The sequence below is a fragment of the Microvirga sp. jy35 genome (assembly GCF_056148915.1).
In genome coordinates this window covers 46,399-60,856 of record NZ_JBWBEW010000031.1, presented here as the reverse complement: position 1 = coordinate 60,856, position 14,458 = coordinate 46,399, and the positions used below count along the sequence as shown (strand labels likewise).

The following is a 14,458-nucleotide window of genomic DNA, read 5'->3' as shown; positions in this document are numbered from 1 at the left end:
TTAAGCGGGCGAAAGAGTCTAGTTCCGGCATAAGGCAGACAGATGGCGTGAGGTGAGCGTCGCGGGGGTGGTGGCCATGCGTAGAGCAGGTGCTGACATTCGAGTGAGAGCCCTAAATAGGTCTGGGACGCTCGTGCCTGCCGGGATGTTCGCGTGTAGACCGTTGGGCTTCGACGTATCGGATGGATGTGAGCTCGGAACGTCGCTTCATGGCACGGAGCCGAAGTAAGCTGAAAGTTTGGTTGCATAGGGTCAGCGGACCTTCGCACAGCCACGCTGATGGGCCGGGTTTGACCCGTTTCGGACCTTCCGAGCACTGGCTCATGAATGGATCCGTTCAGGCGGATCGCGGGTCGGGTGCTGTGAGGTGTCTAGTCTGCCTTGCGCCGGACTTGACCGACACGGTTCAACACCTCACGTGGGATATTGTAATCCTTCACGACTGCTTCCCAATTCCGGAACCCACACAGCTCCCGCTGGATCATGAAGGCCCAAACCAGGTCAGCCGCATCATCCCGCATTGCGCGGCGGCGTTCTTCCCAATCCAATCCGTGCTTCGCTGCGTCGAAGGCGCGTATCTCCGCAAGGGCTTGTTCAACTTGACCTCCCAGAGCCCCTAGCGTCTGCGCCTTTTGCTCACGCAACTCGTAGGCGAGCACATCCAATGCAGTTTCCGGGCTGAGACCCGTCGATAAGCTCTGGGGGATGCGAACGGCCATCTCGGACTCCGGTAACGATTGACGACGGAGACGAAGATGGTGCCGCCATGCCGATGATTGAACGCGACACCCTGGCGCAAGCCGGCCACCCTTCGCCTGACCAGCAACGGCGGGCCAAGTAGGACAGCGGATCCCGAGGCTGCCGCAGTCGGGATGTGACGGCATCAGTCCCGTTGATCCCATGACGGGCGAGCCTTGCCATGCGGTCCGGAGCCATGAGCGCGTGGAGAAAGGCATCAAGACGGAGGCCCGGGGTAATGGGCCTCAACAATAGAGGTGCTATGGTGATCTCAGGCTAATCGATACCGTTCAGGGCGAGATAAGACCGGATGATCTGACTGTCGTCCGCCTTGCCGTCTCCACGCCCCGAGGTCGCAAGAAACATCTGCTGGGCCGCCGCCGCCAAGGGCAGCGCCGCCTTCACGTCCCGACCGGCATCCAGCACGATGCCGAGATCCTTGACGAATATGTCCACTGCGCTCGTCACCTCTGGCTCAGCCTCCAGCATGCGCGGTCCGCGGTCCTTGAGCATCCAGCTCGAAGCGGAAGAACCGCTCATGATCTCCAGCAGGATCCTGAGATCGACGCCGACCTTCGCCGCCAGGGCGAAAGCCTCCGCCACCACGGCAATGTGCACGCCACAGAGGAGTTGGTTGACGGTCTTGACCATGGCGCCTTGCCCAGGACGTTCGCCGACGTGGAACACCTTGTCGCCAAGAGCATCGAAAGCGGGCTTCGCGGCATCGAACGTGTCCTTCGGCCCTGCGGCCATGATCGTGAGCGTCGCCGCTTTCGCGCCTGCGACGCCTCCCGATACGGGGGAGTCGATCAGCCGACGTCCGGCCTTGAGGATGCGATGGTTGATCGCTTCAACCGCACTTGGCGGGCACGTCGCCATCAGCGCCACCACGCCATCGGGTCGAAGGGACGCGAGCGCCCCTCCCTCAAACAGGACCGCCTCCGCCTGGGCGGCGTTCACCACCATGAGGATCAGGGCATCTGCCTCGGCCGCTGCATCGGCGGGCGTCGCCGCCCGTTTGCCTCCGGCGCTTTCGAGAGCGTCGAGGGCCTTGGCATTGATATCGTACCCGGTAATGGCAAACCCCTTCGACAGGAGATTGCCGGCCATGGGCAGGCCCATGGCACCGAGGCCGACGAAAGCGATGCGTGTCATGTCGTCCATTCCATTGCTGCCGATCTTCGGCAGGTCATTCGTTGGCAGGAAGAACTCGGGGGAAAGCGCCGCGACCGAACCGGCCGGACGCCTTCCGCCTCAGTAGAGCGTGAGGGCCGGAATATAACTCATCGCAAGAAGAACCAGCAGGGAGACGGCGAGGAAGGGCCAGAGCTCACGAGTGGTGTCGGCCAGCGACGCTCTTGCGATAGACGAGGAAATGAAGAGCGTAGTCCCGATCGGAGGCGTGTAGAGCCCGATGCCAAGGTTGAGCACCATGATGATCCCGAGCTGCACTGGATCCAGTCCGATTGACGCCGCCAGTGGCACGAAGATCGGTCCCAGCAGCAGGATCGCCGGAGGAAGGTCGAGCGGCATGCCGACGATCAGGAGCAGGATGTTCATGGCCAGGATGACCAGCAGTGGATTGCTGATCGTGGCCGTGACCCACTCGGCGAAGCGCATCGGAACCTCGTCGAAGGTCAGGATCCAGCCCACGATGGCGCTGCCCATGATCACGAGCATGACGACACCGGTCGCGATGCCCGACTCGATCAGGCTGTGGTAGAAACGCTTCCACGTCAGGTCGCGATAAAAGAAGGCGCTGAGCGCGAGCGCATAGACGACAGCCAGCACCGAGATTTCGGTCGGCGTGGCGATGCCGAAGCGCAGGCCAAGCAGGATCAGGATCGGCATCAGGAGGGCGGGACCGCTCAGCACCGCGAGCTTCAGGAGCTCCATCCGGCTGACGGCCGGATCCTCCGAGTGGATGCCACGCCGCCGCGCGATGAGGCTGCACGTCAGGATGAGCCCACCCGCCATGATAATACCCGGGAGGATACCCGCCGTGAACAGGTCGGCGATGCTGACGCCACTGACGAGTGAATAGAGGATCAGCGGGATCGACGGCGGGATCAGGATGTCGATGATAGCCGACGTGGCGTTGTTTGCCGCACACAGCCCGGCCGGATAGCCCTGGCGCTTCTGCCAAGGGATGAGCACCGATCCGAGGGCGCTGGCATTGGCGACCGCGCTTCCCGAGACGCCGCCGAAGACAACCGAGGCCACGACGGTGGTCGAGAGTGGCCCCCCGCGCCAGCGCTGCATCGCCTTGGTGGCGAAGCCCAGGAGTTTTTCACCGAGCTTGCCGCCCAGCATCAGGCTGCCGGCCATCATGAAGAAGGGCAGGGCCAGCATCGGAAAGGACTGCGTCTGCTGGTACATCTGCTGCGCGACGATCATCAGCGGCAGATCGCCCTGCCACGCCAAGGTCACTCCTGCGGCAATGACGAGGGCGTGCCCGACGGGGATCGCCAGCAGCATCAGGACCGTGAAGACAACAACGAGAATGATGCTCATATGCCGGTCTCCTCTGGATCGGGGGTCGGCATGGCCTCGGGGCCGAGCTTCCAGACCCGCAGGGCAAGCGCGAATGTGGTCAGGATGACCGCGAGGCAGCCGAGGGCAAGTGCGTAGTAACTCCAGCTACTGGACAGTCCGAGAACGGGGCTGGTCTCGATCGACACGATATCGGCAACCCCTATCGCCTCCCAGCCAAGAATGGCGTAGGAGGCGATGATGATCGCGAAGCCGACGAGCAGCAGGACGCGTGCGCCGCTGCGGCTGAGGCGGGCCAGCAGTGACTCCACTGCCATGTGGCCGCCCTTCTGCACGGCGAGCGCGACGCCGGCCATGATGAACCAGGGGAAGAGTCGCTCCGGCAGTTCCTGGGAGAAGCGAAAGCCGCCGCTTTCCATCACGTAACGAGCAACGACGTTCGCCGTCAGCAGGACAAGGAGTGCAAGTCCGGTCAGAAGGATCACTGCACGGCATACGAAGCCGACCGTGCGATCGATGATATTGGCCACGGTGAGCGCGCCGCCCCCCATGGCCCGCGCTGGTTCATCATGGTGGGGCAGGGGGGAGACGCGGGTCATGGCATCAGACCTGGGCAGCCTTGACCAGCTTGTCAACGAAGTCACCGAAGGGCTTTGCGCGCCAGGTGTCGACGACCTTGGCGGACGCTTCCCGGAATGCGGGCTTATCTACCTCGTTGACGGCCAGCTTCGGATCGGCCCTGAACTGAGCGTTGAACTTGGCCTCGTTCTCGGCAAACAGCTTGCGTTGCAGGTCGCCTGCTTCCTTGGCAGCGGTCTTGATGATTTCCCGGTCCGGCGCGGACAGGCGGGTCCAGGTGATCTGCGACATCAGGAAGGGCGAGCTCTCCCATTTGTGGCCCGACAGGCTGATGTACTTGTTCACCTCGAAGAGCTTCGAGCTCGCGATGTTGGTGAGCGGGTTCTCCTGTCCGTCGACCACTCCCTGCTGGAGTGCAATATAGAGCTCGCCGAAGCTGATCTGCTCGGTTCCGGCGCCGAGCGCCTGGAAGATGTCGATCGTCATCGGGTCGGGCGGCGTGCGGATCTTGAGACCTTTGAGGTCTGCCGGTTTGGCCACGGGTCGCTTGCTGTTTGTGATGTGGCGAATGCCGTTGTCCCACCAGCCGAGAGGCACCATCTGGACCTTGGCGAAGCGCTGGGCGAGTTCCTCGCCGATCGGGCCCTCGAGCACCTTGAAGGCAGCGGCGCTATCCGCGAACAGGAAGGGCAGACCGAGTGCCGCGAGTTCTGGTATGAGCGCCGACGTGGAGCCCTGGCTGTTGACGGTCATGCTGACGGCACCAGTCCGCAGGCTTGTGAGCAGCGACTGCTCGTTGCCGAGCTGCTCGGATCCTGCAACGCGGACGCTGATGTTGCCGTTCGATCTCTCCTTGACCAATTCGGCGAAACGCTCCGTCGCGATACTGCGTGGATTGCCGGGAGCCGCGTTGTGGCCCAGCGTGAGGTTGGTGGCGGCCTGAGCGCCCCGGGGGAAGGTTAGGATGGCCGGGGTCGCGAAGGCCCCGGCAAGGAGGGTGCGGCGTGAAATCGTGGTCTTCATAAGCGTTTTCCTTCTGGATGATGCCCGTTGGCCGGGCTTCTTGGTCGTTGTGAGGGATTGGATTGATCAGCTACCGCTTGCCCCAGGTCATGGGCCTCGAGGCAAGCGTTCCTAAAGCCAGCCCTTGATGCTGTCCGTCATGGCCTTGGTGGAGATGCCGTAACGGTCATGGAGGGTCGGCAGGGCGCCAGCATCGAGGAATTCATCGGGCAGGGCGACCTGGCGGAAGGCAGTCGGGAACACGCCGGAGCGCATCAGGAGCCCGGCGACAGCCTCTCCCAAGCCGCCGACGATGGTGTGGTTCTCCGCCACGACCACCGTTCGACCGGTGCGCGATGCCTCCTTCAGGATCGTGGCCTCGTCGAGCGGCTTGATCGTGGGCACGTGCAGCACCGCGACATCCACCTTGTCATCCGAGAGGGCCTTTGCCGTCTCGAGCGCCCGCATGGTCATCAGGCCGGACGAGATAATCAGCACGTCATTGCCGTCGCGCAGCATCTTGGCCCTCCCGAGCTCGAACGTGTAGCCGTACTCGTCGAGCACGAGAGGCACGTTGCCGCGCAGAAGGCGCATGTAGACGGGCCCCTGATGCGCCGCGATGGCCGGCACCACCTGCTCGATCTCGTGCGCGTCACAGGGATCGACAATGGTGATGTTCGGCATGCCCCGGAAGATGGCGATATCCTCAGTGGCCTGATGGCTCGGCCCATACCCTGTTGTCAGGCCCGGCAGGGCACAGACGATCTTCACGTTGAGGTTTTCCTCGGCGATCGCCATGCAGATGAAATCGTAGGCGCGCCGTGCCGCGAAGACCGCGTAGGTGGTCGCAAAGGGCATGAAGCCCTCCCGCGCCATGCCGGCGGCGGCACTGATCAGGAGCTGTTCGGCCATGCCCATCTGGTAGAAACGGTCCGGGTGAGCCTTCGCAAAGACATGCAGGTCCGTGTACTTCGCCAAGTCCGCCGTCAGGCCGACGATCTCCGGACGTGTCTCGGCCAGGGCCGCAAGGGCGTGGCCGAAGGGGGCAGGTTTCGTGCGCTGGTCGGAGCCGGCGAGCGAAGCGATCATCGCCGAGGTGGTCAGCCGCGGCTTGTCCGCCGTACCCTGTCCTCCTTCGCCCTGTTCCCCGAGCCAGGCGGGCCGTGTGTATTTCGAGCGCCTCATGGTGTCCTCCCGGCGTCAAGCAGTTCGAGGGCTTTCTGCCATTCGTGCGGCTCGACCCGCAGGAAGTGGTTGCGCTCGCGCTCCTCAAGGAACGGGACGCCCTTGGCCATTTTGGTGTCGCAGATCACGATCCGCGGCTTGGGCTCGTTCAGGTTGCGGGCTGCGTCGAACGCGGCAACGAGGGCATCGATGTCGTTGCCGTTGACCCGCTGCACATGCCAGCCGAACGACTCGAAACGGGCCGCGAGCGGCTCGAAGCCGGTCACCTCGGAGGCCGGACCGTCCGCCTGCTGGTTGTTGACGTCGACGATGCCGATCAGGTTGTCGAGCTTCCAGTGGCTCGCCGACCAGGCTCCTTCCCAGACGGAGCCCTCGCCCAGTTCGCCGTCGGAGAACAGGCAATACACGAATGACTTCGATTGCTTGCGCTTCAAGGCGAGGCAGAACCCTACCGCAAGCGCCAATCCGTGGCCGAGCGAGCCGCCCGTGATCTCCATGCCGGGCGTGTAGGCGGCCATACCCGACATGGGCAAGCGGCTGTCATCGGAGCCGTAGCTCTCGAGTTCGTCTTCCGGAATGATCCCGGCCTCGATCAGGGCCGCGTAAAGAGCGATGGCATAGTGGCCGATCGAGAGAAGGAAGCGATCGCGCTCCTCCCATTCGGGATCTTCCGGCCGGTACTTCATCGCATGGAAGTAGGACACTGCCAGGACGTCGGCGATGCCGAGGGCCTGGGCGATGTAGCCCTGGCCCTGCACCTCGCCCATGCGGAGGGCATTGCGGCGGATGCAATAGGCGCGCTCGGTGAGGGATACGTTGGACAGGGGAGGCTTTGACACCTGCTGTCCAGCGTCGCTGGTGCTCGTATTCATCGGTCTCTCCAGGGTTGGAGGGCGCGAGCTGATGGCGCCCAAGCGCCGATCAGTGGATCAGCATGCCGCCGTTCACGTCGATCACAGCGCCGGTGATGTAGGCGGACAGATCGGAGGCAAGAAACAGGTAGGCACCTGCCACGTCATCGGCGTCGCCGAGACGGTTGAGCGGAATGCCTTTCAGGATGTCCCTGCGCATCTCGTCGGTGAGCTTGCCGCCCGTGATGTCCGTCTGGATCAGGCCCGGCGTGACGCAATTGACCCGGATACCATCGGGGCCGAGTTCCCGCGCCATCGCCTTGGCCAGTCCCAATACGCCGGCTTTCGCAGCAGAGTAATGTGGCCCGCCGAAGATCCCGCCACCGCGCTGGGCCGAGACGGAGGACATGCAGGCGATCGAGCCCTGCCGGCGGGAACGCATGTGGGGAATGAAGGCCTGGCTCAGATAGAGGACACCGGTGAGGTTGACGTCCACGATGCGCTGCCAGCTCGCCTGGTCGATCTCCATCGTCTTCACGGGCTGTGTGATGCCGGCATTGTTGAGAAGGATATCCACCTGGCCGAGAGCCACGATGGCGGCCTCTGCGGCCTGCTTGCACGATTCGAGGTTTGCCACGTCACAGCCGATGCCGAGATGATCCGGCCCGAGTTCCGCAGCCGCGTCCTTGGCGCCTTGTTCATTGAGGTCGAGAATGGCGACCTTCGCGCCGTGCCTGGCGAAGAGACGGGCGGTCGCGAACCCGATTCCGCGCGCGCTGGCCGCACCGGAAATGACGGCAGTCTTGCCTTTCAGCAACATCGTTTCCTCCAATAAGATTTATTGTCTTTACTTTTATTGGGGGAGTATTCGTCGGATCGCGCGTTCGGACAAACGCATTATTTACACCTCCTGTTGAATCTGATTCACTACCCTGATGCTTCAGGATGTGCCTCTCTCCTATCTCCGGATCTTTGAGGCTGCCGGCCGTACAGGGTCTTTTCGGGCGGCCGCCGCGGCGCTGAACCTGACGCCGAGCGCAGTCAGCCACGCGATCCGGAAGCTGGAGCAGGTTCTCGGCCTTCCCCTCTTTGAACGCGATACCCGCCATGCTTGCCTAAGCTATGAGGGCGAGGTGCTGATGCGTCACGTCAGCCGGGCCTTCGATGACTTGCGGCGAGGCATGGAGGTGGTCTCGACCCGCGGACCCAAGCTCCTGCGCCTGCATTGCGCACCGAGCTTTGCAACCCAATGGCTGACACCCCGGCTTGCCGCCTTCCTGAAGCAACATCCCGGCATTGAGGTTCGTCTCGCAGCCGGAACCGACTACACAAGGTTTAATTCCGACGAGTTCGACGCGGACATCGTATATGGTCCTCCCAGGGGCGAAGGGCTGGTAGTCGTGCCTCTCGGCGAGGAGATGATGGCACCCATGTGTACGCCTGATCTTGCAGCGACGATCACCTCGCCAGCGGACCTGTTCGACCACGTACTGATCCAGAGCGACAGCAAGCAGATCCAGTGGGCGGACTGGTTCGCCGCTAACGGCTTGGTCGCGCCGCCCCCGAACGGAAGCCGGTTTGACCGCAGCTTCCTGGCCATCGCCTTCGCTACCCAAGGCCTGGGTGTCGCCCTGGAGTCCACTCGCCTCGCGGAGGGTGAGCTCGCGTCGGGCCGCTTGGTCATGCCCTTGGAGCGAATGTCAATCTCCGTCCGCTATGTCGGGCACAATCTGGTGTTTCCCCGCCACGTCCGGCAACGCCAACCCCTGAGAACCTTTGCCGAGTGGCTTCTGGCGGAGCTTGGGGTCGAGGCACAAGTGCCCCTCGATAGGATCGTAACCGACGCCTCCGTGCTACCGATTGCTGACCAGCCGGCCTGAAAAGGCAAACCCGCCTCGCGGCGGGTTTCATCCCTCGGGCATTCATCCAATCGCAGGGTCCACGGCATCGGCTCACAGGGCTGATTTGCCAAATCGTGCCCTTTTGAGGCAACGGACCTTTGCTTTGATGAACGGATATCGTCAGTAGTGGTAAACCCCACGCTTGGAATTCGCCAAGGCTCGAGCTCCGCGGATCTCGCCTGTACGAACCATGATCTTCCAAAGCCCGAGCCCGAAGCTCTTCAAAACAGCAATCAACATCGTGATCAGCCCCATTTCTTATGCACAGCAATATCAACAATGTATTATGTTCTATTCGCGTATCAACCAGCATTAAGTGATTCAGTCATGCGTCAAGGGCATAGCACGGATGCTACTAAAGTCGGATTCAATTAACCGAGCTTAAACTTCGCTGTTCAGCCGAGTTCATCGTCATGTCCAACCCGGCATCACGGCGACGGTCCTGGCACAGAAGTGAAGTACGAGAAGGGCGTCATGCCACGGCTGCGTCACGGGATGGCAGCGCCCGGAGGTGCCGACGCCGGCAAGGAAGAGCTTTCGCAGCTTGTTCGGCGATGTGCTCGCCCAACCGATGGTTGCGATAATCATGGCATGGCGTTGCGGGAGCATGGTTTGACCGACGTCCATTGTGGAACCATCAGAAGAGGCTGATGGAAATGGCCGGTACCGACGATGGAGTAGGCGGCAACGCTTATTACAAGCGAATTGCCGAACGACCGCATATGGCACGTTCCGGACAGGGGGCGAACTTCCGCTTTGGACAGGAACAACGGAAGTTCCTGTCAGTGAACGAGTTTCACTACCTGACCCGAACCGGACGATCGTCACCCCGCAAGGCTGTTCATCATCCGCATCATCTGTAAGTGCTATGAGGTGGGAAGGCCCTTCTCGCTTCTGATCGTAACATCGCGGAACCTTTATTCAGGCCAACGGGATCGTGCAGGTTGTTCAGATTTCGGTCGGCTGGTGTCAGCCCGCTCAACCCGCCTGTCCTTCCGGCGGGGGCGGCTTGACGAGCTTGAGAGCCTGATGGGCCGCCACCGGCCCGGCTTCCTCGCGACCTGCGACTTGGACACTGGGGACGGCAAACCGGATGCCGTTTCCGTCAAAGGCCTTCTTGATCATGCCCAGGGCGCGGCGGCGGATGACGAACTGCTCCGCATGGGGCGAGCGCCAGTCGATGCTGGCAAGCTGCGCCCACCAGTCCGCTTCACCGGGTTCGTCCTCGTGCGCGGTCACCGTCTGGCGGTAGAACTCGCCCGAAAGGGCGACGATCTGCTTGTGGGTAAGCCTAACCGGCATCGGAGTACCAAGCGTGCTCCCGCCGGACGCCATGAGGTTCCATTGCGCTTCTATCTCGGCGGCGACGGCGGCGTGCCGCTCACGGGCGAGGGCAGGGTCCTTGGTCTTGAGGGAGCGCTTCACCTCGCGCTTGCCGACGAGAGGACGCAGCCGGTCGGGGACGCGCTTGCGGAACTCGTAGACGCCGGTTTTGGGGTGTTTGCGGGGACGTGTCATCGCGAGGACCATGTGGACCACCCTTGTGTACCAAACGGGCGTCCGAAACCTGAAGTCCTGCTTGAAGTTAGCGTAAATCCAGCCTGAGGGGCTGGTGCTGCTGGCAGTCTGGCGCGAACCAGTCTCCACTGGGAAGTCCCTGCTTGCAGGGAAATGTGCAGGGAAACCGGCCTATAAGTGGGAGGCCAGAGCCACCTCTCGGCCCTAGAAGCCGAACGGCAGCAGCAATTTACAACCACTTCCCTTGCGTGAATGAGCAGGGAATTCATCCAACCAGAGTAGGGAACTTTGGCTATCCGAGCAGGAAAATGGAGCGTAGTTTGTCTTTCGCTGCAAGGTTGGGCTCTCTGCAATGAGTGGATCCTAACATCTTAGCCGCCTCAGCGTGGATCTCTGAAGCAAACAGCCGTACAGGAAGGCTGCCAGCAGAGGCGATGACAAAGGGAGTCTACTTCTCTACTTAATTCAGCCCATGATCCTAACGGATGAGCAGGGAAAGTGAGCCAGGTATGCTCAGAAGTGCTTGACGGCAGAATCTGCGCCGCTTATGTAAGCTTCGTTGCACTCTGGTGCAGCATTAGCCCGAGACCGATCAGGTCGACGGCACTCCTGAGGCATTTCGCTTTTGCGAGCAGTCCTCGTTCCGTTCTTCAGCCTCCGAGCGCTTGCGCGTCTCGGCTGGGAGCGGTGCGGGATTGCTCGTTCTGACGTGGTCGATCTCCTTCATCTTGAAGGAATCGATGATGACTACCACCCACCGCATACGCCGTAGCCCCACCCGTCCGGCAGACCAGCCCCTCCCAACCATCGCAGAAGAATCTCCAGGTGCTCTCGCGTTTGATCCTTGTCTCGCTCTCAAGGTGGTCTACTGCCCTGTCGCTTCGTTGCGGCGTTCCCCGCATAACGCGCGCACCCATTCCAAGAAGCAGATCCACAAGATCAAGGCGAGCCTGCGCCAATTCGGTTTCACTAATCCGATTCTGATCACCGCTGAAGCTGAGATTGTTGCTGGTCATGGCAGGTTTGAGGCGGCCAAGGAGCTTGGCCACGAGCAGGTGCCGACGATCTGTCTTGAACACCTGAGCGAGACCGATCTGCGGGCCTACCGGATCGCGGACAACCGGCTTGCAGAGCTGGCGGGCTGGGACGACGAGATCCTGAAGCTCGAATTCGCCTATTTGGCAGACATCAACATGGATCTGCCCGAGCTAACCGGCTTCGAGACCGCCGAGATTGACATCATCCTGGACAGTCCTGCAACGCCAGCCATCAAGGATGACCCAACTGATGCGGTTCCCGTTGTCGCTGAGACTGCTGTGAGCCGGATTGGCGATCTGTGGCTGATGGACCAGCACCGCGTAATGTGCGGCGACGCCCGCGACCCGCACGCCTATGCACGCCTCCTTGACGGTGAACTGGCGCAGATGATCTTTGCCGATCCGCCGTACAACTGTGCCGTGAATGGTCATGTCGGCGGCCTGGGCGCTACTCAGCATCGCGAGTTTGTTATGGCGTCAGGCGAGATGTCCCGACCAGAGTTCATCGGGTTCCTGAAGACTGTCCTCGCTGAACTGGCCAAAGCCTCGCAGGATGGTGCGCTCCATTACATCTGCATGGACTGGCATGAGCTTCACGCACTCTTGGAAGCGGGCCATGCCACCTATGATGAGCTCAAGAACATCATCTGCTGGGCCAAAACCAATGGTGGCATGGGATCGCTGTACCGCTCCCAGCATGAGTTCATTACCTTGTGGAAGAAGGGCAGGGCACCCCACATCAACAACATCGAGCTGGGTCGTCACGGCCGCTACCGCACCAACGTGTGGTCGTATGCCGGCGTGAACACTTTCAAGCGCGGCCGTATGGAGGAGCTCGCCTCCCATCCCACCGTCAAGCCTGTGGCGATGGTGATGGATGCGATCAAGGACTGCTCCAGGCCGAAGGGGATCATCCTTGATGCCTTCGGCGGCAGCGGCACCACGCTGATCGCCGCTGCCAAGACTAAACGGCGCGGTTATCTCTTGGAGCTGGACCCGCTCTACGTGGATGTCATCGTGCGGCGTTGGCAGACACTGTTCAGAAGCGAGGCGCGGCATGCCGAGACAGGCCTGACCTTCAGCGAGATGGCCGAGCAACGGGCCCGCGAGGACAGGGAACTGGCTCCCCTTTCAGAGGAGGAGGGTGGTCATGGCGCCTGAGATTGAGTCCCAACCGGACGCCTCTGATATCGGCTACAAGCGTCCACCACAGCATACGCGGTTCAAAAAAGGTCAAAGCGGCAACCCGAGCGGTAAGAAGAAGGCAAAGCCGATCAGGTCAGAGCACGACAAGCTCGATCTGTCGGAGACGATCACCGTGTCCTCACAAGGCAAGCGCGTCACGATGACGATGCGCAAAGCCTTGCACCAGAAGCTGTTTGCCATGGCTCTCGGCGGCCACCTGCGGGCCATCGAGCTTCTGTTCAAGCTTGATGCCCTCACCATTCACCAGCACGGGCAGAGTGATGGATCCGGACCGGAGGTGTCGCAGAGCGAGGAGGCCCTGATTGCCCGCTTCCTGCAGCGTCACGCGGGTGGGCTGGACGATGCAGGAGGAAGGGATGAGTGATCACGCTACCCTTCTGCGTGCCATCCTGCGCTCTGATTTGACCAGCTTTATCGAGCAGTGCTTCGATACGCTTGAGCCCGGCACACCCTACCTTGACAACTGGCACGTGCACGCCATTGCCTACCAGCTCATGCGGGTGTGGCGCGGCGAGTGCAAGCGCCTGATCATCAATGTGCCGCCCCGCTCGGCCAAGTCGATCTGCGTCACCATTGCCTTTACGGCCTGGGTGATGGGCCACGATCCGCGCAAGCGCATTATGGCGATCTCTTATGCCAATGAGCTGACCCGAAAGCATGCCGCTGACTTCCTGACGATCGTTGAGAGTGCCTGGTTCAAGAGCCTGTTTCCCGAGTTCGAGGTCGTCAGCTCGCGTGACCGGGAGCTGGTGACCAGCGAGCGCGGGTCGCGCTTTGCCGGTTCGATCGGTGGCTCGGTGCTCGGACGCGGCGCGGACCTCATCGTCATCGACGATCCCATCAAGGGACTGGCCGCGGCGCTCTCGCAGGCTGAGCGGCGGCGGGTGACAGAGTTTTACGACTCCACCCTGTACTCGCGGCTCAATGACCGGGTGAACGGTGCGATTGTGATTGTGATGCAGCGCCTGCACCAGGACGATCTTGTCGGGCACGTGCTCGACAAGGAGGACTGGGAGGTGCTCTCGATCCCAGCCATCGCGACAGAGGATTGCACCTACCGCATCGGCTCCAAGCCCAATGCTGTGTACCGCCGGCAAGCAGGAGAGGTGCTGCATTCCCAACGAGAGCCGCAGGCCTGGCTTGAGGCGGCCAAACGCAATCTCGGAATGCTCAACTTCTCGGCCCAGTACCAGTATAACCCCATGCCGGCGGAGGGCAACGCCATCAAGCGGGACTGGATCCGTTCCTACGACCGGCGTCCCAATGAGTTCGAGCTCAAGGTCGTATCGTGGGATACTGCCTCAACCCTGGAGGAGTCCTCCGACTGGTCGGTCGGCACCGTCTGGGGTGCAGTGGGGCAGCAATACTATCTGCTTGATGTGGTGCGGGGCCGCTTCGAGAGCCCAGAGCTGCGGCGCCGCATCATCGACCTTTCCGCCCAGTACCAGGCCAATGCCACCTTGATCGAGGATACGGAGCTGGGGCGGGCCTTATCCCAGGATCTCAGGCGCACAGGCGAGCTGTTTCCGCTGCTGCAGCGAGCCCGGTTTGACAAGCTGGCCCGGCTGCTGTCGCAGGCCGCCCGCTTTGAAGCCGGTCAGGTGTTTCTGCCGCGAGAGGCTCCATGGTTGAGCAGCTATTTGTCTGAGCTGCTGGCGTTCCCAACCGGTCGTCACGATGACCAGGTCGATGCAACCAGTCAGGCGCTCCGGTATCTCACCGCCCTCACACCAATCGTCCGCGAGCGGCCGCAGAGGGTTGAGCGTCCGGCAACCTTGCGCAGGCCGGCAGGGCCAAGACCCTCGCGGCAATGACCTGAGGTCGCATCGGCCGGATCACAGCAGGACAATTGCGCCGCCAACAAAGCACTTTCGTTGCTCTGTCTGCGCTCGACTTCAGGCGCAAAGGAAGCGAATCTGCTAACAGGAACGGAGCAGGCACCCGAGCA

At 61.9% G+C, this 14,458-nt stretch carries 14 protein-coding genes and 2 pseudogenes; 5 read left to right on the top strand and 11 right to left on the bottom strand.

Annotation, left to right across the window (positions count from 1 at the left end; all coding sequences use genetic code 11):
- Positions 1-371: 371 nt before the first annotated feature.
- The 8 genes from AC0QTX_RS19695 to AC0QTX_RS19660 all read right to left on the bottom strand — a co-directional run bounded on the left by AC0QTX_RS19695 (position 372) and on the right by AC0QTX_RS19660 (position 7,668).
- Positions 372-719 (bottom strand): DUF6665 family protein, encoded by a 348-nt coding sequence (locus AC0QTX_RS19695; protein ID WP_474605516.1) that lies wholly within the window; start codon positions 717-719, stop codon positions 372-374.
- Between the two features lie 295 nt (positions 720-1,014).
- Positions 1,015-1,902 carry an NAD(P)-dependent oxidoreductase gene (locus AC0QTX_RS19690; protein ID WP_474605515.1) on the bottom strand — a complete coding sequence of 296 codons (888 nt, stop codon included), beginning with the start codon at positions 1,900-1,902 and terminating at the stop codon, positions 1,015-1,017.
- A 90-nt stretch (positions 1,903-1,992) separates the two neighbouring features.
- The gene (locus tag AC0QTX_RS19685; RefSeq protein ID WP_474605514.1) at positions 1,993-3,252 is read right to left on the bottom strand and encodes a TRAP transporter large permease; all 1,260 of its coding nucleotides are present in this window, start codon (positions 3,250-3,252) and stop codon (positions 1,993-1,995) included.
- Complete coding sequence (locus tag AC0QTX_RS19680) at positions 3,249-3,830, bottom strand: TRAP transporter small permease (protein ID WP_474605513.1); 582 nt, start codon at positions 3,828-3,830, stop codon at positions 3,249-3,251. Before AC0QTX_RS19680 ends, AC0QTX_RS19685 begins: the two co-directional genes overlap by 4 nt.
- 4 nt (positions 3,831-3,834) lie before the next feature.
- On the bottom strand, positions 3,835-4,833 hold the full coding sequence (locus AC0QTX_RS19675) for a TRAP transporter substrate-binding protein (RefSeq protein ID WP_474605512.1): 999 nt from the start codon (positions 4,831-4,833) through the stop codon (positions 3,835-3,837).
- Between the two features lie 111 nt (positions 4,834-4,944).
- Entirely contained in the window at positions 4,945-5,997 is a 1,053-nt protein-coding gene (locus AC0QTX_RS19670) for a transketolase family protein (RefSeq protein WP_474605511.1), read from the bottom strand.
- Entirely contained in the window at positions 5,994-6,869 is an 876-nt protein-coding gene (locus AC0QTX_RS19665; RefSeq protein WP_474605510.1) for a transketolase, read from the bottom strand. The genes AC0QTX_RS19670 and AC0QTX_RS19665 overlap by 4 nt, the downstream gene beginning before the upstream one ends.
- A 49-nt stretch (positions 6,870-6,918) precedes the next feature.
- On the bottom strand, positions 6,919-7,668 hold the full coding sequence (locus AC0QTX_RS19660) for an SDR family NAD(P)-dependent oxidoreductase (protein ID WP_474605509.1): 750 nt from the start codon (positions 7,666-7,668) through the stop codon (positions 6,919-6,921).
- A 115-nt stretch (positions 7,669-7,783) separates the two neighbouring features.
- Between AC0QTX_RS19660 and AC0QTX_RS19655 the strand changes: the two genes are divergently transcribed.
- Complete coding sequence (locus AC0QTX_RS19655) at positions 7,784-8,728, top strand: LysR substrate-binding domain-containing protein (protein ID WP_474605508.1); 945 nt, start codon at positions 7,784-7,786, stop codon at positions 8,726-8,728.
- A 432-nt stretch (positions 8,729-9,160) separates the two neighbouring features.
- On the opposite strand, the gene AC0QTX_RS19650 is transcribed toward AC0QTX_RS19655, so the two are convergent.
- Complete coding sequence (locus tag AC0QTX_RS19650) at positions 9,161-9,376, bottom strand: hypothetical protein (protein ID WP_474605507.1); 216 nt, start codon at positions 9,374-9,376, stop codon at positions 9,161-9,163.
- A 23-nt stretch (positions 9,377-9,399) separates the two neighbouring features.
- On the opposite strand from AC0QTX_RS19650, the gene AC0QTX_RS19645 reads away from it, so the two are divergent.
- A complete protein-coding gene (locus AC0QTX_RS19645; RefSeq protein WP_474605506.1) occupies positions 9,400-9,612 on the top strand; it encodes a hypothetical protein in 213 nt (70 codons plus the stop codon).
- A gap of 115 nt (positions 9,613-9,727) precedes the next feature.
- Here the strand turns inward: AC0QTX_RS19645 and AC0QTX_RS19640 are convergent.
- Together AC0QTX_RS19640 and AC0QTX_RS19635 are read right to left on the bottom strand one after the other, a co-directional pair.
- Positions 9,728-9,907, bottom strand: a pseudogene (locus AC0QTX_RS19640) (hypothetical protein); the annotation flags it as partial.
- Between the two features lie 186 nt (positions 9,908-10,093).
- Positions 10,094-10,267, bottom strand: a pseudogene (locus tag AC0QTX_RS19635) (DUF6538 domain-containing protein); the annotation flags it as partial.
- A gap of 695 nt (positions 10,268-10,962) precedes the next feature.
- On the opposite strand from AC0QTX_RS19635, the gene AC0QTX_RS19630 reads away from it, so the two are divergent.
- The 3 genes from AC0QTX_RS19630 to terL are packed head-to-tail and all read left to right on the top strand — an operon-like array spanning position 10,963 to position 14,324.
- A complete protein-coding gene (locus AC0QTX_RS19630) occupies positions 10,963-12,465 on the top strand; it encodes a site-specific DNA-methyltransferase (RefSeq protein WP_474605505.1) in 1,503 nt (500 codons plus the stop codon).
- The gene (locus AC0QTX_RS19625) at positions 12,455-12,874 is read left to right on the top strand and encodes a DUF5681 domain-containing protein (RefSeq protein WP_474605504.1); all 420 of its coding nucleotides are present in this window, start codon (positions 12,455-12,457) and stop codon (positions 12,872-12,874) included. Before AC0QTX_RS19630 ends, AC0QTX_RS19625 begins: the two co-directional genes overlap by 11 nt.
- A complete protein-coding gene (terL, locus tag AC0QTX_RS19620) occupies positions 12,867-14,324 on the top strand; it encodes a phage terminase large subunit (RefSeq protein WP_474605503.1) in 1,458 nt (485 codons plus the stop codon). The genes AC0QTX_RS19625 and terL overlap by 8 nt, the downstream gene beginning before the upstream one ends.
- Positions 14,325-14,458 lie beyond the last annotated feature (134 nt).

Excerpts from the sequence above, each read along its gene's own strand:
- AC0QTX_RS19695 (WP_474605516.1), bottom strand. The coding sequence starts at position 719 with ATGGCCGTTCGCATCCCCCAGAGCTTATCGACGGGTCTCAGCCCGGAA.
- AC0QTX_RS19690 (WP_474605515.1), bottom strand. The coding sequence starts at position 1,902 with ATGGACGACATGACACGCATCGCTTTCGTCGGCCTCGGTGCCATGGGC.
- AC0QTX_RS19685 (WP_474605514.1), bottom strand. The coding sequence starts at position 3,252 with ATGAGCATCATTCTCGTTGTTGTCTTCACGGTCCTGATGCTGCTGGCG.
- AC0QTX_RS19680 (WP_474605513.1), bottom strand. The coding sequence starts at position 3,830 with ATGACCCGCGTCTCCCCCCTGCCCCACCATGATGAACCAGCGCGGGCC.
- AC0QTX_RS19675 (WP_474605512.1), bottom strand. The coding sequence starts at position 4,833 with ATGAAGACCACGATTTCACGCCGCACCCTCCTTGCCGGGGCCTTCGCG.
- AC0QTX_RS19670 (WP_474605511.1), bottom strand. The coding sequence starts at position 5,997 with ATGAGGCGCTCGAAATACACACGGCCCGCCTGGCTCGGGGAACAGGGC.
- AC0QTX_RS19665 (WP_474605510.1), bottom strand. The coding sequence starts at position 6,869 with ATGAATACGAGCACCAGCGACGCTGGACAGCAGGTGTCAAAGCCTCCC.
- AC0QTX_RS19660 (WP_474605509.1), bottom strand. The coding sequence starts at position 7,668 with ATGTTGCTGAAAGGCAAGACTGCCGTCATTTCCGGTGCGGCCAGCGCG.
- AC0QTX_RS19655 (WP_474605508.1), top strand. The coding sequence starts at position 7,784 with ATGCTTCAGGATGTGCCTCTCTCCTATCTCCGGATCTTTGAGGCTGCC.
- AC0QTX_RS19650 (WP_474605507.1), bottom strand. The coding sequence starts at position 9,376 with ATGGACGTCGGTCAAACCATGCTCCCGCAACGCCATGCCATGATTATC.
- AC0QTX_RS19645 (WP_474605506.1), top strand. The coding sequence starts at position 9,400 with ATGGAAATGGCCGGTACCGACGATGGAGTAGGCGGCAACGCTTATTAC.
- AC0QTX_RS19625 (WP_474605504.1), top strand. The coding sequence starts at position 12,455 with ATGGCGCCTGAGATTGAGTCCCAACCGGACGCCTCTGATATCGGCTAC.
- terL (WP_474605503.1), top strand. The coding sequence starts at position 12,867 with ATGAGTGATCACGCTACCCTTCTGCGTGCCATCCTGCGCTCTGATTTG.